Source organism: Streptomyces noursei (assembly GCF_016917755.1).
GTDB classification, from domain to species: Bacteria; Actinomycetota; Actinomycetes; order Streptomycetales; family Streptomycetaceae; genus Streptomyces; species Streptomyces yunnanensis.
On record NZ_CP070326.1, the window covers coordinates 39,895 to 61,401 of the forward strand.

Here is a 21,507-nt window from a genome sequence, read left to right on the forward strand (position 1 = left end):
ATCCTCCATGGCACCACACAACTGAGCCCGGAGCGAGGGGGTTTGCCGCTCAGCGGTCAGCCTTCGACGGCCAGGCCGAGCATCCCGCCGTACGTGGCGACGTAGAGCCGCTCCCGCGATGCGGCGAGCGCGGTCACCGGCGCATGCACGGGAATCTCCGTCACGCACGCGAACGAGTCCACGTCCCACAACCGCACCGTACGGTCCTTGCTGCCGCTGGCCAGCAGGGTGCGATCGCCGACCGGCAGCACGCACAGGGCCTCGACCCACTCCCGGTGGCCTCGCAGCGTCCGCACGAGCACGTCACTCTCGGGGTCCAGGAGCCCCACCGTGCCGTCGTGCCCGGCGCTCGCCAGCAAGGTCCGCCCTTCGACTGGCACGGCACACAGCGCGTTGACCCGGCCGTGGGTGGTGCGCAGTTCACGGGGGCGGGAGTGGGTCGCGACGTCCCACAGACGGATCGTGGAATTCTGGCCGGCGCAGGCCAGCAGGGTGCGGTCCGGCAGCGGGAGCGCACACATCGTGTCGAGGCGTCCCTCGTACTCGCCGACGGTCCGCACGTGCTCACCGCTGTCCGGGTCCCAGAGCCGTACGTACGTGACCGGGCGTGATGCCAGCAGCTCCCACGTGGTCGCCCCGCTGGACTGCCGCCCGCAGGTCGCCAGCAGGTACCGCCCGTCCTCGGGCACGGTGCACGCCGCGGTGAACTCACCGGCGGCCAGCCTCCCTTCGGCGGTGAGGGGGTTGGTGCCCACCCCGGGCCGATCGGGGTCGGCGGGATCCCAGTAGGAGCCGATGAGGCGGACCTCCTCGCCCGCGGCGGGGTCGTGAAGGCGGATCGTGCGGTTGTGGCTCGCGGCCGCGAGGAAGGTGCGGCCCGCGACGGGCAGCGCACATACGTCGCCCACCCAATTGCCGTTGAACTCCCCGTCCTTGCAGTCGACCACGTCCGTCCGAGTACCGTCCTCGGCGTCCCACAGCCGCACCGCCCCGTTGTGACTCCCGCTCGCCACCAGCATCCGGTCACCCGCCGGAACAGTGCACAGCGTGTCGCTCAGCTCGCGCAGTCCCGGGGCCGCGCCCGGCCGCGCGGCCGGGTCCCACAGGCGCACCGTCCCGTCGAACTTGCCGCCCCCGCTGGCGAGCAGCGACCCCTCGGGCCGGGGCAGTGCGCATACTCCGCCCCAGACCGGACCGCTGTGCCCCTGCAAGGTCTGCAGGAGCTCACCGCTCTGTGCGTCCCACAGCCGCAGGTCGTCGTTGCCGCCGCCGACAGTGGCCACCAGCGCCCGTCCGGCCACCTGCACGGCGCACACCCCGAAGCTCTGACCGGTGCAGTCCAGCTTGTGCAGCAGCTCGCCGGTGGCGGCATCCCACAGCCGGACCTTGCGGTCCGCTGCACCACGCACCACTGGCCACCACGGTGCGTTCCGCCGACCGGAACGCGCACAGGGAGTACACCGGCCCCGTGTGGCCCACCGGTTCGACGTAGACGTAGTCGGATCGGTACAGCACGCAGGTCGTCCCCCGGTTGCGATCGGGCTCGCCGCTGAACTGCCGGATCAGCCCGCCGGTGGCCACGTCCCACAGACGTACCGTCCCGTCGTCCCCGCCGGTGGCGAGGACACCCCGGCCGTCGAGCTCGAACGCGCACAGCCCGCGCCGCGGGTGGGTGCCGTCGTATGGTTCGGTGCCGGCGTCGAGGACCAGGTGCGGCCGGCCCGTGGCGGGATCCCACAGTCGGACCGTGCCGTCGTCCCCGCCGCTGGCCACCAGCTCGCGGCCGCCGAACGGCACCGCGCACAGCCCGTGGACCAGTCGCCCTTCATGTCCGGGCAGGGTGCGCACCGGCGCGCCGGTGCGGGGGTCCCGCAGATGCACGGTCGCGTCCGAGCCGCCGCTCGCGAGAAACGTCTCGCCGCCGATGGACACGGCACACAGCGCGAAGGCCGCGCAGCGCTCCTCTCCGAGGACGAGACGCTGCTCGCCTGTGAGCGGATCCCAGACCTGGATCCGGCCGTCGCTCGACGCGGCGGCCACCCGCATCCCCTCGGCCGACGGCAGCGCGCACACCGCCTCCACCGCCTCCGCCCCGCTGTCGAGCACGGCCACCTCGTCGCGGCGCGGGCCCGCCTCCCAGAGCTTCCGGTACGACATCAATGCTCCCTTCACGATCTCGCACGGGCGAGGCTACCCTGACCGAATTCGACCCTGGTTGGCATCAACGTCCCGGAGGGCAGGCTGTGTTGGGACCTTTGGGACGGGCATACCGCGAGTGGCGCCGCCGCCGGGCCTGGCACAGGTACGTGGACATGGTGGAGCCGGTCTTGCTGATCGGCGCACGCCGCGCCCTCATTCCCGGCCTCTACGAGGCGCAGTCGTCCCCCACGGGCCGCGGATTCGTCTCGGTCCGCAGCGTCATCGACGAGGTCCGCACCTACGTGAGGATGGCGGTCATCCGCGAAGCCTTCGATGAGGCGAACGGCCCGGACCGCAGGCTGGAGGCCGCGACGGGGCGGGGTCCTGACGACCTCGACACCCTCCCTGCCTGGGTGGCCGCGGCCGCGCTGCGGCACGTCCTCGATCGGCGCGCGCAGCGCAACGCTGTACTGCCGATCGACTCGGACGCCTACGACCCCGACTACGAGCGGCCCGCCACCGCCTACCCCTCCCGCACCTTCCGCCCATGAGACGCACCGGTGGTGCTGGGCCGTGGCGGCGCCCGCGCACCCCCCTTCCACAAGCATGTCGACTTCGTCCATGGCCAGCTGTGGTGCGACCGGTGGCCGCCGCCCGGGAAGACCCCGACGCACCGTGATTTCGGGAGCAGATCCCTCCAGCCGCAAAGAACTGCGCACCCTCCGAAGGTCCAGAACCGTTCCGGAGCGACCCGACGCAAGCCAGCCGACCGCCCGGCGACAGCGAGTCGGCGCGCGGCCCGAGCTGACAGGGCCCCTGAATTTGGCTCTGGCCGCAGTTTCGTGAATCCCCAGGTCAGGGGTGGGAACGAGGGATCGTTTCAGCACGGTGTTCTCTGCCGTGGCGAGCAAGACGATCGAGGATGTGCTGTTTGCCAGGGTCGATGTGCGAGTGGAGCGCGTCAACGATGTCTCCGGCGGCCTGGTGCTGGAGGCGGAGTCTACGGGGCGTCCGGGCCGGTGCCCGGACTGCCGGAAGCGGGCGGAACGCGTGCACAGTACGTACCAACGCTCCCTGGATGAGAGGCCGTTGGGTCCGCGTCGGGTCACAGTGCGGCTCCGGGTGCGACGGTTCTTCTGTGACCGGTCAAGCTGTTCACGCCGGACGTTCGTCGAGCAAGTCGGCGGGCTGACCGAGCGGTACCGTCGGTCAAGCGTCGGTATGACGGGCTGGCTCTGGTCGATCGCGGTGGAGTTGGGCGGCCGCCCGGCCGCGCGGCTGTGCCGCAAACTGCGGATGGCCGCGGGCCGGACCCGGCTGCTCAGGTTGCTGACATCGCCGCCGGTGCCGGACCATGCCCCGCGGGTGCTGGGGGTGGACGAGTTCGCCTTCCGCAAAGGCTGCACGTACGGCACTGTGTTGGTCGATGTCGAGGCCAGTTGGGTCGTGGATGTGCTGCCCGACCGCACGTCGGAGACGTTCTCGGCCTGGCTCAAAGACCATCCGGGTGCGGAGATCATCTGTCGTGACAGGGGCTTCCGCCTACACGAAGGCGGTGAAGGAGGCCGCCCCGGACGCCCCGGAAGTGGCTGATCGGTGGCATTTGCTGCAGAATCTGTCTGCGGCGGTGGAGAAGACCTGCCACCAGCACCGCGACTGCCTGCGCAAACACGCAGAGCAGGAGACGGTGACGAACGTGCCGGAGCCGCCACCGATGCTGTTGCCGCCCGCCGAGCTGCCAGGCACCCAGATCATCGAACGGACCCGTCACCGCTACGAGGACATCCACCGCCTGGTGGAGAAAGGCTGGACGATCAGCGCCATCGCCCGGAGGCTGAACCTCGACCGCAAGACCGTGCGCCGCTTCCGCGACACCGACCTCGACCAGTTGCTGGCCTCCGCCCGCGACCGCCGGCCCAACGGCGTGCTGGAACCGTTCAAGGCATACCTCAACGCTCGCTTCACCGAGACACAGGGCCAGGTCAGCGGCACCCGTCTCTTCCATGAAATCCACGAACGCGGCTACCGCGGCAGCCGCCAGGTCGTCCGCAAGCACCTCGCCGCCCTCAGGGCAGGCACCGCCGCACCGGTCCGGGCCGACATCCCCAGCCCCCGCAAGATCACCTCCTGGATCATGTGGCCCCGCGAAACCCTCACCGACAGTCAGGAGGAGCGATTGCTCCAAGTCCGGCTCGCCTGCCCGGACATCACCCGCGCCTGCGATCTCGCCCGCGCCTTCGGCGACCTTGTCCGCCACCAGCGTGGATTCTTGCTGTTGCAGTGGATCCGGCAGGCCGAACAGGACGCTCCCAAACCGATGCAGAGCTTCGCCGGATCCCTCCGCCAGGACCTCGACGCCGTCACCGCCGGCCTCACCCTGCCCTGGAGTTCCGGCGCCGCCGAAGGCCACGTAAACCGGGTGAAAACACTCAAGCGAGCCATGTACGGCCGGGCCTCGTTCGAACTCCTCCGGACCCGCATCCTCACCCAGCCATGACCTTCACGAAACTGCGGCCAGAGCCCTGAATTTCCCCACCCCCTGCTCAGGCATGGGACAGACCTGCTCGCCGAGATTCCCGCCCTTACTGCACCGGCCTACGCGTTGGACCGGCATGCCGCGTGGAGGAGGGAACGTCGGGAGGCGAACAAGGAGCTGCGGGCGCAGGTGTGGCTGCCCGCAGCTACGAGTCGGCGCCTGCCGGCCATCGCCGATCAGACTGGTTTGACTCCGGAGCAGCTTTTGGCGCAACTCGCCGACCGGGTGCGGATGAACAGTGACGGCACAGTGGCCATCGATGCGTTCACCCCCTGTTGACGGGGCGCGGCGGGGTGTGGCATCGGGGGCGGGCGGCTGTTGCGGAGTTGGTTGAAGTGTTCGAGCCGAGGTGGTCTTGTGTGGTGCCACCTGGGGTTTTCCGGCACTCGTACTAGTCGGTAGCTTAGACCGACCGGCAGTAGGCGATTCACGATGCGGCGGATGGCGGCGAGGTTGTGGCAGCGAGCGAACGGGCTCAAAGGAGATGAGCTTACGGAGCGTCACGGCCGCTGTGGTCGGGGCGAAGTAATTGCTTGCTCCAGAAGGAAGCTGACGTCGACCTGGGTCGAGGCCAGGAGTGAAATGGCCGGTGCACGCATGTCGAAAACAGTTACCCTGCCGGTTGTGTATATCTCCGATCCGGACTGACAGATCGACTGTCCGCTCCCGCGCCGATTCCTCGTGACGAGTGATGGCCGGTGGGGCGGAACGCTGGTCCGTCATGCCCGCGCGTGACCGGACGCGGCCATGGCCAGGCGCCGGCACGCCCACTTCGGAGAACCCTATGCCAAGCCCCGACAGGGGCGGTGCGTCCTATCGCGCTGTCCTCACGCTGCCCCATGCCCGCAGCCTGTTCGCCGCCGCTATGCTCGCGCGGCTCTGCTACGGACTGCTCGGCCTCCCACTGTTGCTCGCGCTGCGGGAGGGGACCGGCTCCTACGCCGTCGCCGGCGCCGCCACGGGTCTGTTCGGACTGGTCGCCGCCGTACTGGGACCCGTCAGGGCCCGACTGGTCGAGCGTCATCACGCTGCGCTGATGCTCCTGGCCGTCTGCTATGCGCTACTTCTGTCCGCACTGGCCGCCGCCTGTACGGCCCCCGTGCCAGCCCTACTCACTGTTCCCCTCGCCATACTGGCGGGGGCGTGCTCGCCCCCGGTCGGCCCGCTGATGCGGACACTGTGGGGCAAGCTGACAGCGGACGAGGCGCAGCATCAGTGTGCGTTGAGCCTGGATACCGCAGCGGAGTCCACCGTCTTCGCGCTCGGCCCCGTCCTCGGTGGACTCCTGGTCGCCGCCTCCTCCGCACCGGCCGTGCTCACGGTGTGCGCGGCACTGGTCATCACCGGCTTCGGCCTGCTGGCGGCGGGCTTGCGTCGGACCCCTGCGAGCGTGCGCGTGGGCTCACAGGCCGCTCGTCCTCGAAGCCCCCTGCGAGCCGGAGGGTTCACACCGCTGCTGTTGCTCACACTGGCTGTCGCAGATGCTCTAAGCCTCTTCGAGGTGGCGGTTATCGCCGCCTGGGGAACGCTGGTGGCCGGGGTGCTCACCACCCTGTTCTCAGTCGGTGGTGTCCTCGGCGGCCTGGTGTACGGCCGCCGCCACTGGCGCGGCGCCCTCGCACGCAGACCGCTGGTACTGGCCGCCGCCTCCACAGTCTGCTACGCCCTCCCCGCATTGGTGTACTCCGCACCAGCCGCAGGCGTCGCCCTGCTGCTTGCCGGAGCGTGCACCGACGTCCTCCTGATCACGGCCTACCAACGCGTCGACAGGCTCGTCCCCGAAGGCTCACGCACCGAAGCTGGCGCGTGGATCAACACCGCCTACAACCTGGGGGCATCAATGGGGACGGCCGTCGGCGGTGTCCTCGTCGACCGCTCCGGTTCACCAGCGGCCTTCGCCGTCACCGCTGGGCTGCTCGGTGTCTGCACGCTAATCTGCGCGCCGCTCACACTTCGGCGTCACGCGACGGACGCCGCAGGAGATCCAGCACTGACCCAACCCGAACCGGTGGCTACCGCACCAGAGCCGACCTGATCATCGACACCCCGTGATCACTGGTACCGGAAACTATAGGGCGCGTATCGATTCGTGATCAATCTGCGGATTCGCCCTAGTAGACGGGGTTTGATCCGGTAGAGCGTTTCGCGTGACGCGAGTGCAACTGTCGGATGTAGAGGGGGAGTTCATCGAGTGCTGCTTGCCGGTCGGCGCCTACGGCCCGTATCCCGGGCGCGAGGAGCGACGACGCATCCACCGTCGGCGAAAGCTCCGACTGAAGGCCGCCCTCCTCGGACATTCCAGAGGCGGCGGCCAGGCCAGCGAGGTCCATCTCGTCGCCGACTGCACGTGCCGACCGCCAGCGTTCATCCTGACCGCAGGGCTACAGCCAGCGGTCGTACCAGGCGCGGATGCGCCGGAGGGCGTCGAGTTGATGGGCGCGCTCGTGAAGCCCGTGGCCCTCTCGGGGGTAGACGACGAACTCGTGCTCGACGCCGAAGTGGCGCAGTGCGCGATGGAAGTGGACCGCCTGGCCGAGTGGGACGTTGGTGTCCTGCTCGCCGTGCAGGATCAGGACCGGGGTGCGGATCCGGGACACGTAGGAGATCGGGCTGTTCCGGTCGTGGATGTGCGGTCCCGGCCCGTTCCAGCCGGTGCTGCCGCCGAGCGCCGCGTCCATGATTCCCCACTCGCCGGTCCCGGCCTGCATGCCCCAGTCGCTGATGCCGGCACCCATCACGGCGGCCTTGAACCGCTCGGTTTGGCCGATCGCCCAGGCCGCCATGAAACCGCCGTGGCTCCAGCCGGAGATGCCCAGGCGTTCGGGATCGGCGACTCCCTGGGCGACCAGCAGGTCGATCCCGGCGAGGATGTCGGTCCACTCGTCGCCGCCCACCGCGCCCGCCACCACGGCGGCGAATTCATGGCCGTGGCCCGACCCGCCCCGGGGATTGGGCAGGAAGACCGCGTATCCGGCGGTCGCCAGCCACTGGCCGCAGTCGACCACAGTGAGCGCGAACTCGTCGGTATGGCGGAAGTACGGGCCGCCGTGGACCATGGTGACGAGCGGGAACGGACCCTCGTTGCGAGTCCGGCCGGCAGGCAGGATCAGCAGGCCGTCCAGCTGGAGTCCGTCCGACGCCTGGTAGCTGAGCCGTTCCTGGACACCCCAGCGGATCCTGCGCAGTTCGGGACTGGTGTCGCTGAGTTGGAGCAGTGGCCCGCCCGTGGGTCCCGCGTGGACGTTCTTGGGCTCGTGCGCGGTGCTCATCAGCACAGCGAGGGTCTCTCCGGAGTGACTCGCAGTGGGCCCGGCGAGCGTGCCGGGCGCGCAGGACAATCGGTGGAACCGTAGCGACTGCGGATCGAGCCGGTACAGCGCGGTATCCAGCCCGTCGGCGAACAGCGCCAGTGGCGGCCCGTCGGCGACCTGCACCATCTCGGTGGGGCAGGCGGACATGCCGACTGTGAGATTGCGCTGTTCGACGGTCGGGCCGCTCGCTGGCGGGACCGTGTCGATCACGGCGAGCGCGCCTACCAAGTGCCCAGGGATCACGGCCAGGTGGGCCAGATGCCATTCACCGTCGTGATTCCACCAGACCGGGGACTGGGCCTCGACTCCGACTGGGCCCAGGTCCTGCACGGCTCCCGTCTCCGGGGCGACCAGATGCAGTCCTGCCGTCGTGACGCCCGGGTCGAGCTCGGGGGTGGCCCAGCTCAGCACGGCCAGCGGGCCGCCGTCCGGACGCTGGGTCACCTCCACGACATGGCGGTCCCCGAGGCCGTCCACGGTGCGGACCACGCCGGTCGCCAGGTCAAGCAGGCGCAGCCGGGTGACCGGGAGGTGCCGGCCCCAGACCTTCGCGTCGTCCCCCTCGGCCTCCCGGCGTTCGTCCTCCGCAGTGGGCTCGTCCTCGGCGAGCAGCGCGACGGTGCGGCCGTCGGCGAGCGGGTAGTGGTCGCAGATGCCCCCGCGCCACCTGGTCAGGGACTCTGCCTTGGCGATGTCCTCGCTGCCGTCCAGAAGGATCCGCTGGAGCTGAGCGGTGCCCCGCTCCTCGCGGTCGGAGGTGAAAAACAGAAAAGCCGAGCCTGGCGCCCACTTCGGGGCGGCGTCGCGGGCCGTACCGTCGGTCAGCCTGCGTGGGGCCGCGCTGCCATCGGCGGCGGTGACCCAGATAGGGCTGTGCGGACGTCCGTGCCTTCCGCTGTTCGCGACCACGCCGTAGGCGACCAGGCGACCGTCCGGCGAGATGGCTGGTGCCACGGGGGCGGCCATGTCCACCACCAGTTCCGCGGTGAGCAGGCCGGTCGACTCGTGAATCGGTCGCGGTGCAGGGTGCGGCATGCGGGCTGCCTTTCACTCGCCAGTACGACAAACGGACATCCTGTCGCGTTGACGAGTCTGTGTCAGTCGGGTTTCGGAGAATCGAGCCGCACGCGACCCTGCCCCGAATGCCCTGCCGCGAACTCCTATACTCCATAAGCCGTTTACCCGTGCCATGCCAAACGATCCACCGGGCCACGCGTCGCCCCGAAGGCGAATCCGCAGATTGATCACGACTCGATACACGCTCTAACTAGGCGGCGGGCTGTACGGGGACGAGGCGCCCCCGGGGGAAAGGTCTCTCCCGCTCTCGACGCCCGCCGTGCGCCGACGCCCGCCGACGCGTGCCGGACGCGGATCGCCACGGGCCCGCGTCCGGCACGCGTCGGGGTGATCAGTCCCCGGGGATCGTGAACCGCTGCCGGTCGGACCCGTCGCACGCGGACATCTGGAGCCGACTGCCATTGGACGTATTGCCGTTGGGCACGTCCAGGCAGTACCCCCACTGGGCGTTCCGCAACTGCCCCGACTCGTAGGACCACTGCTGAGGCGGCGTGCCGTTGCACACCCAGAGCTGGGCCTGTGCACCCGTGGACGCGCCCGCCGCGTCCAGGCACCAGCTGCCCAGGTCACCGGCGCGCAGCGCCGAGCCTTCGCGGCGCCACCACTGGGCGTTGGTGTTGTTGCAGTCGTACGTCTGCACGGCCCGGCCGTTCTCGGCCCGGGAACCGGCGACATCCAGGCACTTTCCGTCCTTGCCCCGGATCTCGCCGCCAGGCACCCGCTGGAAGGAGACGTTCCCGCCCGACCGGTTCCCGTGCCCGTAGAAACCCCAGTTGGACCAGCCTCCGTCGCTCTGGAGCTGGAAGTCGCCCGATTCGAAGACCCAAATATTGTAGTAGACGCCACTCGACTTCCGTACCAGAGCCCGGAATCTGAACCCGGTGAGGTTGTGGGTGAAGCGGGCGTCGGAGACCGTCACGAGCAGGTTGTAGTGGCCGTTCAGAGACGGGCCCAGGCCGTTGACCAGGCTCTGGACGTAGTCGCCCCGGCTCTTGGACTTGTTCTGCTGGTGGAGGTCGCGCAGCCGTTGGTCGAGCCCCCAGTCGGGCTGCCCCTGAGTGATGTTCACCTCGTCGTCGGTGGTGGCGCGCGCGGCCGCCGGACGGGCGGGCGCGGCTTGAGCCGGGAGGACACCGCCGGCTCCGAGCGCGAGTGCCGTGCAGGCGAGCAGCGTGATGCACGCGCCCCGCCGGACTGCTGTGGTCGTCATCTTCGTCTCGTCTCCGGGGCTAGGGAAGGGTGAACCGCTGGGCGGGACCGTCGTTGCACGGCATCATCTGGAGCCGGTTGCCGTTGCCGGTGTCCCCGTTGGGGATGTCCAGGCAGTAGTTCCATTTGCGGTTGCGCAGGGAGCCGTTGCCGACGTAGTCCCACTGCTGGGGCGGGCTCCCGTTGCAGTCCCACAGCTGTACCTTGTCGGTCCAGCCGCCTCCGCCCGCGTCGAGGCACTTGTTGCCGGGCAGGCCGGACCTGAGCGCGAGTCCGTCCCGGTACCACCACTGGGCGTTGGTTGCGTTGCAGTCGTACATCTGGATCGGGGTGCCCCTGTTGGTGGAACTCGACTGCACGTCCACGCACTTGTTCTGCTGGTCCTGCTTCTTCAGGCTGTTCCCGTCGGCCTGGTGGAAGACGACCTCGGGACCGTTCCCGGTGAAGCGCCCGCAGAAGCCCCAGTTGCGCCACCCGCCGTCGCTCCTCAGACGGAAGCTGCCGGATTCGAAGATCCAGTAGTGGTACGTGGCGGAGCCGTCCCAGCTGTAGTGGAGCCGGCCCTCCCAGCGCACGCCGTTGAAGTTGGTGTCGTAGGAGGCGTTTTCCTCCTTGACCATCAACACGTTGTAATGACCCTGGACCATGGCGCACGAGTCGTTGATCACGCCTTGGACGAAGGCCCCCTGGTCCTTGGCCTTGTGGTTGTCGAAGATCTGGACCAGATAGGTGATGATGTCGACGAGCGCCTGAAGGGCGTCGACCGGCCCTGCCGCGGCCGCGGCGCGCGGGCTCGGCCCGCGCTCCCGCAGCGCCTCGGCCGTACGTTCGGAGATTGGCCGCAGGGGCGCGTCCTGGCCGTCGGTACCCATGCGTACGCCCGCCGGCGGGGCCGGTTTCGCGACGGCCGGCGCGGCGCGGGCGGACGTCTCCATCCCGCCGGCCAGCAGTACGGTGGCCATGAGGGCGGCGATGAGTCCGATTCGCGATCTTCGTAACATGAGCGTCTCCTGGGGGGTGTGGGACGGGATTCGTTCGTCACGTGACCGTAGGTGTGTCCGGTCAACATTCGATAAATACGGAATCGATGGGTAGACGGCGTTCTCGGCGGTGAGCGGCGTTCACGCGGTATGGGCCGGTCCACCGGCCGCCCGCCCTACCGCGACACCCGCAACGGCGAACGCCGAACCCACTCCGTCTCGGCCTCCGCCGACCGGCCACCCTCGGGCCCTCCGACGGAGCGGCTCGATTCCGCCCTTACCGGATACCTAGTACTGCAACGGTCTTTGGTGTGACGGTTGGGCAGGTTGGTCGTTGGTGTGGTTGTGGGTGGGGAACTTGCCGAAGTGAGGTTGTGGGCTGGTGAGTTGGAGGCGGTGCATGGACGGTTTGTGCATCGATTTTCCAGGTCGGAGCCGCGGGAGTCGGCACTTGCGTACATGCGGGGGTTGATCGCTCCGTTGGAGCGGAAAAACGGGTGGACGCTGGCCGAGGAAGCCGGCCATGCGGGCCCGGACCGCCTCCACCGGTTCATGAACCGGATCGAGTGGGACGCCGACGAAGTCCTGGCCGACGTACGGGACTACGTCGTCGACAACCTCGGTGACCGGGACGCAGTCCTCATCGTCGACGACACCGGATTCCTCAAGAAGGGAGTGCGGTCGGCGGGAGTGCAACGGCAGCACTCCGGCACGGCCGGACGGACGGAAAATTGCCAGATCGGGGTCTTCCTCGCCTACGCCACCGACCGCGGCAGAACGCTGATCGACCGTCGCCTCTATCTGCCCACGTCCTGGACGGACGACCGCGAACGCTGCCGCCAGGCCGGCATCGACGACACCGTCGCCTTCGAGACCAAGGTGGCGATGGCCAAGAAGATGGTCCGCCAGGCGATCACGGACAAGATCCCGTTCCGGTGGGTAACCGCGGACGCTGCCTACGGCTACAGCAAAGGCTGGCGCTTCGAACTCGAGCAGGCCGATGTCTTCCACGTGATGGCCACCACCCGCCACGACACCGTCGTCACCCGCTGGAGTCTCGATCACCCCGTCCACGACCTGTTCACCGGCCTGCCCCGGCAGAAGTGGAAGCGCCGGTCCTGCGGGAGGGCCGCCCATGGTCTGCGGGTGTTCGACTGGGCACGCATCGAGGTGCGGCCCTGGCACCGTCCAGACCGGCGGCACTGGGCCCTTGCCCGCCGCAGCGTGAGCCGCCCGCAGGAGATCTCCTACTACATCGCCTACTGCCCCGCCGAAACGACCTTGGATGAACTGATCCACATCGCCGGCAGCCGCTGGGCCATCGAGGAGTGCTTCCAGACCGCCAAGGGCCAGTGCGGCCTGGACGACTACCAGGTCCGCCGCTACCCCGGCTGGCACCGCCACATGACCCTGGCCATGGCCGTCCACGCCCGCCTGACCATCCTGCGGGCCCGCGCACCCGACGCTGGGAAAGCAGAAACGGATCCTCCCCCCTCATCCACCTCAGCCTCGCCGAAATCCAACGCCTGATCACCCACCTCACCCACCGCCAACCCCCACCCATCAGCCACGTCCTGCACTGGTCCCACTGGCGCCGCAAACACCAACACTGAGCTGCCCCGAGTTTCGTAGCGGCCGGTTTGCGTGTTTTCAGGCGGCGTTGGGGTTCGCCTGGGATCGGTAGTAGTGGGCCTCGAATTCCTCGGGTGGAAGGTAATCGAGGGCGGAGTGAAGGCGCTCGGTGTTGTACCAGCCGACCCACTGGACGACAGCGCGTTCGACCTGGCCAGCGTCGTGCCAGGGCCCTTGGTGTTCGATCAGTTCGGCCTTGAAGGTGCCGTTGAGGGCCTCGGCCATGGCGTTGTCATAGCTGTCGGCGACGGAGCCGACGGACGCGGTCGCGCCGGCCTCGATGAGCCGTTCGCCGTAGCGGATGGACACGTATTGCGAACCGCGGTCGCTGTGATGAATGAGACCCGAGCCCTTCTTGATCCCGCGCCGCCACAGGGCCATCTCCAGGGCGTCCAGTGGAAGATCGGTGCGCATGTGGGTGGCAAGCTGCCATCCGACGATCATCCGCGAGTACACGTCCAGGACGAAGGCGACGTAGACCCAGCCCGACCAGGTGCGGATGTAGGTGAGGTCGGCGACCCAGAGCTGGTTGGGGCGGTGGGCGGTGAAGTGCCGGTTGACCAGGTCCGGCGGTCTGGGAGCGGACGGCTCGGGGATGGTGGTGCGGCGCCGCTGCCCGCGGATCACGCCTTCCAGGCCGTCCTCGCGCATCAGCCGCTCGATGGTGCAGCGGGCCGCGGCGATGCCCTCGCGCCCCAGCTGGCGGTGGATGCGTCTGGCTCCGTAAGTCTCGCCGGAAGCAGCGTGGATACGGCGGATGCGTTCGGTGAGGTGTGCGTCGCGCTGGCGCCGGGCGGACATCGGGCGCTTGCGGCGGGCGTTGTATGCCGAGACCGACAGGTCCAGTTCCCGGCATACGGGCTCGACCCCGAAGTCGTCGCGGAGGTGGTTGATCACCGCGTCGGCCTCGTGCGGGGCTGGTCGAGCTCCTTCGCGAAAAACACGCTGGCGGCCTTCAGGATCTCGTTCGCCCGTCGCAACTCGGCTATCTCTTTGCGGAGTTGGGCCAGCTCAGTCCGCTCGGCCGTGGTCAGCAGGTCGGACCGGCTGCCCTGGTCGGCCTCGGCCTGGCGGACCCAGCCACGCAGGGCTTCCTTGTGGATACCGAGGTCACGGGCCACGTGAGCGACCGGACGGCCTGAGGTCTGGACTTCGCGGACGGCTCGCTCGCGCAGCTCGTCGGGGTACTTCCGTGGTGCGGGCATCGGACCTGCGTTCTCCCATCTGCCGAGGCGATCATGCCTGGCTTCAGGGCCGCTACAAAATCCGGTTCAGTTCAACACCAAGCCCGCACCAGCCACTACAAACGACGCGGCCACAACCCATAAACCGCCCAACCATCAGAACAAACACCGTTGCAGTACTAGCATCCCCAGCGAGGTTGGGCACCGGTCGACGACGATGCCGGGCGAGCCGGTTCGGCGGCCGGCCGCGCGGCGGTGCGGCAGCAGGTCGGCGAACGGACTACTGCCGCGCGGCCGGCACAGGGCGACAGTGCGTCTGCGGTACAGGGCAGCCGTCGAAGACCCCAACGGTGACAACCGCACCGGGTTCGTTGCCCCAGGCGGCAGTTGCTACTCGATATCGATCGTGAAGGTTGACGTGCTGCCGTCCTGGGCGACCAGGGTGACCGGCCCGAACGTGATCATCACGATCGACGTGGCGCCGACGCCGCGGTAGAAGCCCGTCGCCTTGGTGATCCGGACAGCCAGAGCCGCGAGCGTGCCTGCCATCTGCTCGTCGGCCTCGACCTGTTGAGCTGCAAGGGCATCGTGGCCGTGAGCGGCGCCCCAGTCACGAACGGCGCAGGCGTCTTGGCTCAGCTCGGGCAGGATGCTGTCGTTGGCCCATGCCCACTGCCAAGAGGACGCGGTAGGGCTCCAGCTGCCGAGGATCTGCGCTTGCGCGGTAGCGGTTTTGTCGGGGAAGGTCCAGGTGATGGTCCCGGTTCGCTGATCGAGTCCCCACCGGTCCGCCGAGCCCAGCCCCCAGGACATGTGCGCGCGGGCCAACTGGTCGATCATGTCTTCGCCCTGCAAAAGCAACGTGCTCAACCCCTCCGCATCGCAACCTTGCGTCGGGGCACTGTCCGGCTTGGCGTTTCGCTTGAAAAATCCCATTTAGCGGATTCTGTCACGGCACGGCCCTGCCGACCGCACCGGCCCCGGATCGGGCGCAGGCCGACGCCGAAGCCGCCCGACGCACCGAAGTCCAAGGCGTCCGGCACACCGAGGCCCAAGACGTCCGGCACGACGAGACCGAGGGCGGGTCCCGCACGCCGAGGTTGAGCCATCACCCACCACAGCCAACGTTCACCCAGTGCCCACCGGTCAAGGGTCAGCCATTGCCCGCCGGTCGGGGTGGGCCGTTGACTGCCGGCCGGTGGGTGGACAGGGGCCGCGTCGCCGGCCAGCGGTGCCTGGCCTATCCGGTGGCGCCGGGGTTGGCCGGTGGCGTCGCCGAGTCGGGAGAGCTGGCGCGGGGAGGGCGCGCCGGAGTCAGCGCCGACGCCTCCTCCCCCGCCCCGCGCGCGCCCTCCCATACGAGGTCTCGGGGGGATGCCGTGCCTCGCGTCACCGAGGACCCGAAGGGGATGCAGATCACACAGCGAGCCCCTGGGTTGCGGCTCGGAATTCCTCTAACGTTATCGACATAACGCACAAAACGGACCAATAGCATCCGATTCGTCACGCAAAGTGAGGGATCTAGGGAATCAGGAGTAGGTGCGTCGGCCGCCGGATCCATCACCGCGGTCCGAGCCCACGAGGGCCACCACACGGCCCGCTCCCCCACTGCCTGCCGTGTGCGACACACCACTACCCGTCACCGCTGAACAGGCATACCCGCCGGGATGCCGTTGGAGGGACCTGCTGTGGCATTGACCAGCACAAAGAAGGCGGCAGCCGCCGTTGCGGTAGCGCTCACCGGGGCCACCCTGGCCGCATACGGAACGCATACGGCACAGGCAACACATGCGGCACCGACATCGTCGACAGCCGGGCCGACGTCCACCTCGGCACCCCGGTCCCTCGTCGCCGCCGGCTCGGCCACCCCGCCCTCGTCGCACAGCGCCTCACCCTCGGCACCGAACGCCACCACGCCGTCATCCTCGTCTCCCGCCACCCCCTCCTCCCCGGCCACCGCCTCGCCCAGTGGCCCGGCCAGCGCTCTCCCCGGCTCATCGAGCGGGTTCACCGTGAGCAACGCGCTCCAGTTCAACACCCAGGACGGCGGCAAGTCTGTCGCGCTGACCTTCGACGACGGCCCGGACCCCCGCTGGACACCGCAGGTACTGGCGCTGCTGGCCCAGCACCACGCCAAGGCCACGTTCTGCCAGATAGGCCCGCACGCACAGCGCTACCCCTACCTCACCAAGTCGGTAGTCGCCGCAGGTCACCGACTGTGCGACCACTCCGTCCACCACAACGAGCAGCAGAGCAGCATGCCGTTGGACTACAACATCCACGAGATCGCCGACGCCCAACAGGAAATAGCCGACGCGGCCGGCCCTGACGCCAAACTCTGGTACTACCGCGCACCCGGCGGCGACTTCAAACCCGTCATCCGCAACATCGCCGCGCAACACGGCCTCCGCCCCATCGGCTGGAGCGACGACTCCAACGACTGGAAACGACCGGGCGTCGCGAACATCCTGGACAACATCAACCGCAACCTGCACCCGGGCTCGATCGTCCTGATGCACGACGGCGGCGGCAACCGCTCACAGACTGTCGCAGCACTCGCCAAGCTGCTCGACCAACTGGACGCCCAGGGCTACACCTACACCTTCCCGGCCCGCTGAACCCCAGCACCAGCAGAACGCGTACCGCGAGCCCGCCCGCACCACAAAGGCGCATCGAACCGGCAGCACAGGCAGCCGATCGTGCAGGGGTGGTCCTCACCGCCCCAGGGCGATGCCCAGCGACGACCACGAGCAGGGGTGCTGTCGGGGCCGACAGCGGTGTCGAGGCGTTGGGCAGCGGATCGGGCTCCCGGTACCAGTTCCGGAGTTCCGCAACGCCTCCTCGCTGGCCTCGCTCGCGATCGTTTGGCGGCATGGCGGGCGAGCGTCTGCGAGCGGCACGTGCAGATAGCGGGGCCCGTTGACGGTAAGCCGCCGCGATCTCCTTCTCTCTCCCCGCTATCGCGCCCCACGGCGTCGGGGATCGATCGGCCGAGGGACACGGCGCCAGGCGGGCGGGCGGCCAAGACGCCCCGAACTGGCTCCCGATCGGACCCGAACCGGCCCGGCCCCGACGGCGGGAGTCACGCCCGTACCGGCATCTCCATGGCGAGCAGTTCCAGTGCCTCCTCCCACCGGAAGCGATCCGCGCCGTCGCCGGCCTTCGGCGGGTGCGGTGCGTATGAGCCGATCAGGACGCCCATCTCGCGCAAGCGCTCCAGGCTCTGGTGGTAGGCGGGGTGGGCGGCCTGGGCGGAGTTCAGGTAGGGCAGGACGGCGGTGGGGATGCCGAGGCCGTATGCCTCGCACAGGATGCCGACGGCCAGGGTGTCGGAGATGCCGGCGGCCCATTTGTTGATCGTGTTGAAGGTGGCCGGGGCGACCGCGATGGCGTCGGCGGGCGGCAGCGGGCGCGGCTCGCCGGGTGTGCGCCAGGCCGAGCGGATCGGATAGCGGGTCTGGGCTTCGATGGCGGGTGCGTCGATGAAGCGCAGCCCCTGCGGGGTGGCGATGACGCCGACGTCCCAGTTCGCCTCCTGGGCGGCCGTGATGAGCTCGCCGACGTCGCCGGCGATGCCGGCCGCGCACACGACGACGTACAGGAAGGGCTTCTCGGGCTGCTGGAGTTGGTGGAGTTGCTGGTCGGGGTGCTGTTCGCTCATGTGGGGACTCCCAACTGTCCGCTGAAGTGGTGCAGTTCCGGCAGGGTACGGCGGCGGTCACGGGCGACCATATCCGCGACCGGCTCGCGGACGACGGGGCGGCGGATGTCCTGGGCCGCGCGGCTCTCGGCGATGCGCGGGGCTGGTAGCCGTCGCCGAGGCGGCCTTGCCGGCTGTAGGCACGGACGACGGGCACAGGCAGGAAGCCGTGCTCGGGGCTGTCTGCGGCGGTGTACGCGCAGACAGCCCCGGGCGCGCGGCGGTCGGGACACCTACCCTGCCTGGAGGGCGAGGGTAGGTGGGAGCCGGGCGGCACGGACTGCCGGGTACAGTCCGGCCACCGAGCCGATGAGCAGGGTGGCGGCGAAGCCACCGCCCACCGCCCATGGCGGGATCGCCCAGGGCATGCCGCCCGATGCGGCGAACACGTACGTGGCCGCGGCGCCCAGCACCACGCCGGCCAGGCCGCCGAGTCCGGACAGCAGCAGTGACTCGGTGACGAACTGGATGCGGATCTGGCCGCGGGTGGCGCCCAGAGAGCGGCGCAGGCCGATCTCGTGGCGGCGTTCCAACACCGAGATGATCATGGTGTTGGCCACGCCGACGCCGCCGACCAGCAGTGCCACACCGCCCAGTCCGAGCAGCAGGCTGTCGAACGCGCCCTCGGTGGCGGCCTTGGCCTGAAGGGTTGCGGACGGGTTGGAGATCTCGACGTTCTGCGGGTTCTGCGGGTCGGTGGTGCGTGCGAGCAGCTTGTGGACCGACTCGACGGAGGTGTCGGTGGAGCGTTCGTAGATCTGGGTGGGGTGGCCGTCGAAGTCCAGGTGGGTGCCGGCGGCCTGCCAGCCCACCAGTGCCGCCCGTTCGATCTCGGGTGCCAGGGGAAGCGGGTCGAGGATGCCGATGACCGTGAAGTACTGCTTGCCGATGAGGACTTGCTGGCCGGGCACGGTGATGCCCAGGCGTTCGGCGGCGACGCTGCCGAGTACCACCGAGGGGTAGCGTCCGTTCGCGTCGTTGAGCCAGGTGCCGGCACGGACCGTGCCGCGCAGAGCCTTCAGCAGGCTCTCGCTGGCAGCCTTCACGGACAGGCCGCTGGTGTCGCTCTTGGGGATCTTCTCGCTGCGCCGGACCGTCGGTTTCACGTCACCGACCGCACCCACATCTTCCACGCCGGGGATCCGGCCGATCATGCCTGGCGCTTCCTTGGGCAGTTTGGCCTTTTCACCGCTGAACATGTCCTGGCCGGGGGCCACCTTCAGCATGTTGGTTCCCAACGTGTCGAGCTGCTGGAGCAGTTGGGCCTTGCTGGAGGCGGAGATGCCGACCACCGCGATCATCGTGGCGATGCCGATGGCGATACCCAGTGCGGACAGCACGACCCGCATCGGCCGGGAGCGCAGCCCCGCCGAGCCGACGTGCACCACATCGCGGGGGCCGAGGCGGGCGGGGGTCAGTCGGTCGCGTGGCACGGTACCTCGCCTCCTGCCGGCAGCGGTGCCCTCGTGCACGTGTCCTCGACGACCTGGCCGTCGCGGATGCGCACCTGGCGGGGAAGGGCGCCGGCGATCCCGCCGTCGTGGGTGATCACCGCGATGGTGGCGCCGTCGCCGTTGAGGTCGTGCAGCAGCTGCATGACGGCCTCGCCGGAGGCGGAGTCCAGGGCGCCGGTGGGCTCGTCCGCCAGCAGCAGGTCCGGCTCCCCCACCACCGCCCTGGCGATGGCCACCCGCTGTCGCTGTCCGCCGGACAGTTCGTGCGGACGGTGGTGCATCCGGTCCCCGAGGCCGACGCGTTCCAGGGCCGTGGCCGCGCGCCTGCGGCGCTCGGCCCGCGCCAGGCCGGAGTAGAGCAGGCCCTCGGCGACGTTGTCCCGTGCGCTCACCCCGGCCACGAGGTGGAAGGACTGGAAGACGAAGCCGATGTGCCGGGCGCGCAGTGCGGACAGCCGACGGTCGGAAAGGGCCGCGACGTCGTGGCCGGCGAGGGCGACGGTGCCGGCGGTCGGACGGTCCAGGGTGCCGACGATGTGCAGGAGGGTGGACTTGCCCGACCCGGACGGCCCGACGATCGCGAGCAGTTCCCCGCGTTCGATGTGCAGATCCACCCCGCGCAGCGCCGCGACCCCGCCGGGGTACTCCTTGGTGACCTGGTTCAGTTCGACGACGGTGGTCATGTGTGGGGCACCCCGACCTTCATGCCTTCCTTCAGGCCCGATCCGCTGATCTCGACCCTTCCCTGTCCGAACAGGCCGAGCTTGACGGGAATCTCGCGGGCCTTTCCGCCTTCCACGACCTGGACGCCGAAGCCGCCGGCGGGCAGCGCGAGCAGCGCGTTGACCGGGACGGTCAGCACCTTCCGGTGCGTCTCGCCCTTGAGCTCGACGGTGACCGGGGCCTGGTCGATGCCCTTGACCTGCGACGGGTCGGCGAAGGTCACCCGTGCGGTGACCTTGGCGGACTGGTCCTGCCCGCCGCCGCCTTGGTCCTTCTGGTCCGAACTGGCGCTGCGGCCGACGGAGGCGACCTTCCCCTTGGCCTTGTCGCCCCCGGGGAGGGTGATCTCCACAGGGGTGCCGGGCTCGGCGAGCGCGGCATCGGCGACGTCGAGCCTGATCTGTACCTCGCGCTCGGCCCCGGTGACGGTCAGCACCGGGCGGCCGGGACCGGTCTGGTCGCCGGCGGCCGCCTCCTTCTGCTTGACCCGTAGCGAGCTCGACGTGAAGGCGATCTGCTCCGGACCCGTCTGGCCTGTCTGCTTCAGGCCGTGGGACTTCTGCCAGCGCTTGAGTGCCTCCGCGGTACCGGAGGTGAACTCGTCGTCCATGGTCAGGGCGGCTCCGAAGCCGAGGTCACGGAGGTTCTGCTTCAGCTGCCGGACGTCCGGCCCCTTGTCCCCGGCCTTCAGCTTCCGGTACATGGGCCGCTCGCCGTACAGCAGCCAGATCTTGCTGCCGTCGACCTCGTAGAGCGCCTCGTTCCGCTGGATCACGGCGCCGGTGTCGGGGAGCCATGTCACCGTGCCCTGCGCTCCGCCGTTCAGCTTGCGCTCCTTGGAGTAGCCGAGGGTCCCGTCCACCTGGGTGCGGCTGCTCAGGTCCTGCCGCTTGATCGTGTCGGTCTTCTGCGGCAGGCCGTCCGTGCGCCGCTCCTGGCCCTTGCCGTCGTCACCGCTCACCGAGGCGACGGCCGCCCCGCCCACCAGCGCACTCGCCACGACCAGCGAGGCGATCACGTACCTTCTGGCCGGACGCTTACGCTCACTGCCCGTTGTCATTGCACGCCTTCTGGGCCTTTTCGAGCTTGTCCTTGCTCACGTCGGTGTCCCCGCGCATCGCGGTCAGCTTGCCGTCCTTGAGCTGTGGGTCCGGCATGTCGACACCGTGCTCACGCATGCACTTCGCGAACCTGACGGCCTGGTCGAGGGCCTTCTCCTGCTCTTCCTGAGTCATTTCCTTTCCGGCACCGGGCAGGTCCTTGCACGCATCCATGGCCTTCTTGATGCTCTTGTCGTCCCCCTGGATGCCCATCGCCTGGCCGTCTTTGGGCTCGTCCACCTTCGCGCCGTGTTCGCGCAGGCACTGACGGTATGCGTAGGCGTCGTCCGCCTTCGCGCCCTTACCGGATACGTCCGAGTGCTGCACACCGTTGTCCTTGCCGGAGCCCGCGCCGCCTCCCGTGCAGCTGACCGCGAGCAATGTCACTCCGGTGACGAGCGCAGCCGCTATACCGTGCCTGACGTTCACCATGGAATTCCTCCGTGTCCGAGATCGAGTGAT

General features: G+C 69.2%; 19 protein-coding genes and 1 pseudogene. 6 read left to right on the forward strand and 14 right to left on the reverse strand.

Translation table 11 applies throughout. The features are described 5' to 3' along the window. Positions 1–56 precede the first annotated feature (56 nt). Positions 57–1,316, reverse strand: a complete 1,260-nt coding sequence (locus JNO44_RS42850) for a WD40 repeat domain-containing protein (protein WP_338058606.1) — start codon at positions 1,314–1,316, stop codon at positions 57–59. Then, positions 1,225–2,157, reverse strand: coding sequence for a WD40 repeat domain-containing protein (locus JNO44_RS42855; protein WP_240167339.1), 933 nt, complete (start codon positions 2,155–2,157; stop codon positions 1,225–1,227). The genes JNO44_RS42850 and JNO44_RS42855 overlap by 92 nt, the downstream gene beginning before the upstream one ends. A 155-nt stretch (positions 2,158–2,312) precedes the next feature. Here JNO44_RS42855 and JNO44_RS00235 point away from each other — a divergent pair, with 155 nt between their 5' ends. From JNO44_RS00235 to JNO44_RS00250, 4 genes are all read left to right on the forward strand, one after another. After that, the gene (locus JNO44_RS00235; RefSeq protein WP_205360256.1) at positions 2,313–2,690 is read left to right on the forward strand and encodes a hypothetical protein; all 378 of its coding nucleotides are present in this window, start codon (positions 2,313–2,315) and stop codon (positions 2,688–2,690) included. Between the two features lie 349 nt (positions 2,691–3,039). Then, on the forward strand, positions 3,040–3,732 hold the full coding sequence (locus JNO44_RS00240; protein ID WP_205360259.1) for a transposase family protein: 693 nt from the start codon (positions 3,040–3,042) through the stop codon (positions 3,730–3,732). A gap of 121 nt (positions 3,733–3,853) precedes the next feature. Further along, positions 3,854–4,636, forward strand: a complete 783-nt coding sequence (locus JNO44_RS44315; RefSeq protein ID WP_420882732.1) for a transposase — start codon at positions 3,854–3,856, stop codon at positions 4,634–4,636. Between the two features lie 823 nt (positions 4,637–5,459). Beyond that, the gene (locus JNO44_RS00250; protein ID WP_338058547.1) at positions 5,460–6,710 is read left to right on the forward strand and encodes an MFS transporter; all 1,251 of its coding nucleotides are present in this window, start codon (positions 5,460–5,462) and stop codon (positions 6,708–6,710) included. A 346-nt stretch (positions 6,711–7,056) separates the two neighbouring features. On the opposite strand, the gene JNO44_RS00255 is transcribed toward JNO44_RS00250, so the two are convergent. From JNO44_RS00255 to JNO44_RS00265, 3 genes are all read right to left on the reverse strand, one after another. Then, the gene (locus JNO44_RS00255) at positions 7,057–9,021 is read right to left on the reverse strand and encodes a S9 family peptidase (protein WP_205360265.1); all 1,965 of its coding nucleotides are present in this window, start codon (positions 9,019–9,021) and stop codon (positions 7,057–7,059) included. 373 nt (positions 9,022–9,394) lie between these two features. Then, positions 9,395–10,273, reverse strand: coding sequence for a ricin-type beta-trefoil lectin domain protein (locus JNO44_RS00260; RefSeq protein WP_205360267.1), 879 nt, complete (start codon positions 10,271–10,273; stop codon positions 9,395–9,397). Between the two features lie 19 nt (positions 10,274–10,292). Next, positions 10,293–11,234: a ricin-type beta-trefoil lectin domain protein gene (locus JNO44_RS00265; RefSeq protein ID WP_205360268.1), complete on the reverse strand. Its 942-nt coding sequence runs from the start codon at positions 11,232–11,234 to the stop codon at positions 10,293–10,295. Positions 11,235–11,597: 363 nt separating this feature from the next. On the opposite strand from JNO44_RS00265, the gene JNO44_RS00270 reads away from it, so the two are divergent. Continuing rightward, a complete protein-coding gene (locus tag JNO44_RS00270) occupies positions 11,598–12,782 on the forward strand; it encodes an IS701 family transposase (RefSeq protein WP_205360270.1) in 1,185 nt (394 codons plus the stop codon). 120 nt (positions 12,783–12,902) lie between these two features. On the opposite strand, the gene JNO44_RS00275 is transcribed toward JNO44_RS00270, so the two are convergent. From JNO44_RS00275 to JNO44_RS00285, 3 genes are all read right to left on the reverse strand, one after another. Continuing rightward, a protein-coding gene (locus tag JNO44_RS00275) for an IS3 family transposase (RefSeq protein ID WP_420882600.1) occupies positions 12,903–14,089 on the reverse strand; the annotation gives its coding sequence in 2 pieces (ribosomal slippage) (positions 12,903–13,816 and positions 13,816–14,089; 1,188 coding nt in all). Positions 14,090–14,458: 369 nt separating this feature from the next. Continuing rightward, positions 14,459–15,004, reverse strand: coding sequence for a DUF6882 domain-containing protein (locus JNO44_RS00280; RefSeq protein WP_205360272.1), 546 nt, complete (start codon positions 15,002–15,004; stop codon positions 14,459–14,461). Positions 15,005–15,707: 703 nt separating this feature from the next. Then, a complete protein-coding gene (locus JNO44_RS00285; RefSeq protein WP_205360274.1) occupies positions 15,708–16,088 on the reverse strand; it encodes a hypothetical protein in 381 nt (126 codons plus the stop codon). Here JNO44_RS00285 and JNO44_RS00290 point away from each other — a divergent pair. Next, on the forward strand, positions 16,081–16,686 hold the full coding sequence (locus tag JNO44_RS00290) for a polysaccharide deacetylase family protein (RefSeq protein WP_205360276.1): 606 nt from the start codon (positions 16,081–16,083) through the stop codon (positions 16,684–16,686). The genes JNO44_RS00285 and JNO44_RS00290 overlap by 8 nt on opposite strands. A gap of 464 nt (positions 16,687–17,150) precedes the next feature. On the opposite strand, the gene JNO44_RS00295 is transcribed toward JNO44_RS00290, so the two are convergent. The 6 genes and pseudogenes from JNO44_RS00295 to JNO44_RS00315 form a co-directional block, all read right to left on the reverse strand. Further along, positions 17,151–17,729: a flavoprotein gene (locus JNO44_RS00295; RefSeq protein WP_205360277.1), complete on the reverse strand. Its 579-nt coding sequence runs from the start codon at positions 17,727–17,729 to the stop codon at positions 17,151–17,153. After that, positions 17,726–17,925: pseudogene (locus JNO44_RS42865) on the reverse strand (helix-turn-helix domain-containing protein); the annotation flags it as partial. The pseudogene JNO44_RS42865 and the gene JNO44_RS00295, both read right to left, overlap by 4 nt. Positions 17,926–18,001: 76 nt before the next feature. Next, complete coding sequence (locus tag JNO44_RS00300; protein WP_205360280.1) at positions 18,002–19,201, reverse strand: ABC transporter permease; 1,200 nt, start codon at positions 19,199–19,201, stop codon at positions 18,002–18,004. After that, complete coding sequence (locus tag JNO44_RS00305; protein ID WP_205360282.1) at positions 19,183–19,905, reverse strand: ABC transporter ATP-binding protein; 723 nt, start codon at positions 19,903–19,905, stop codon at positions 19,183–19,185. Before JNO44_RS00305 ends, JNO44_RS00300 begins: the two co-directional genes overlap by 19 nt. Next, the gene (locus tag JNO44_RS00310; RefSeq protein ID WP_205360284.1) at positions 19,902–20,963 is read right to left on the reverse strand and encodes a peptidoglycan-binding protein; all 1,062 of its coding nucleotides are present in this window, start codon (positions 20,961–20,963) and stop codon (positions 19,902–19,904) included. Before JNO44_RS00310 ends, JNO44_RS00305 begins: the two co-directional genes overlap by 4 nt. A 25-nt stretch (positions 20,964–20,988) precedes the next feature. Continuing rightward, positions 20,989–21,477, reverse strand: coding sequence for a hypothetical protein (locus JNO44_RS00315; RefSeq protein WP_205360286.1), 489 nt, complete (start codon positions 21,475–21,477; stop codon positions 20,989–20,991). Positions 21,478–21,507: the final 30 nt, after the last annotated feature.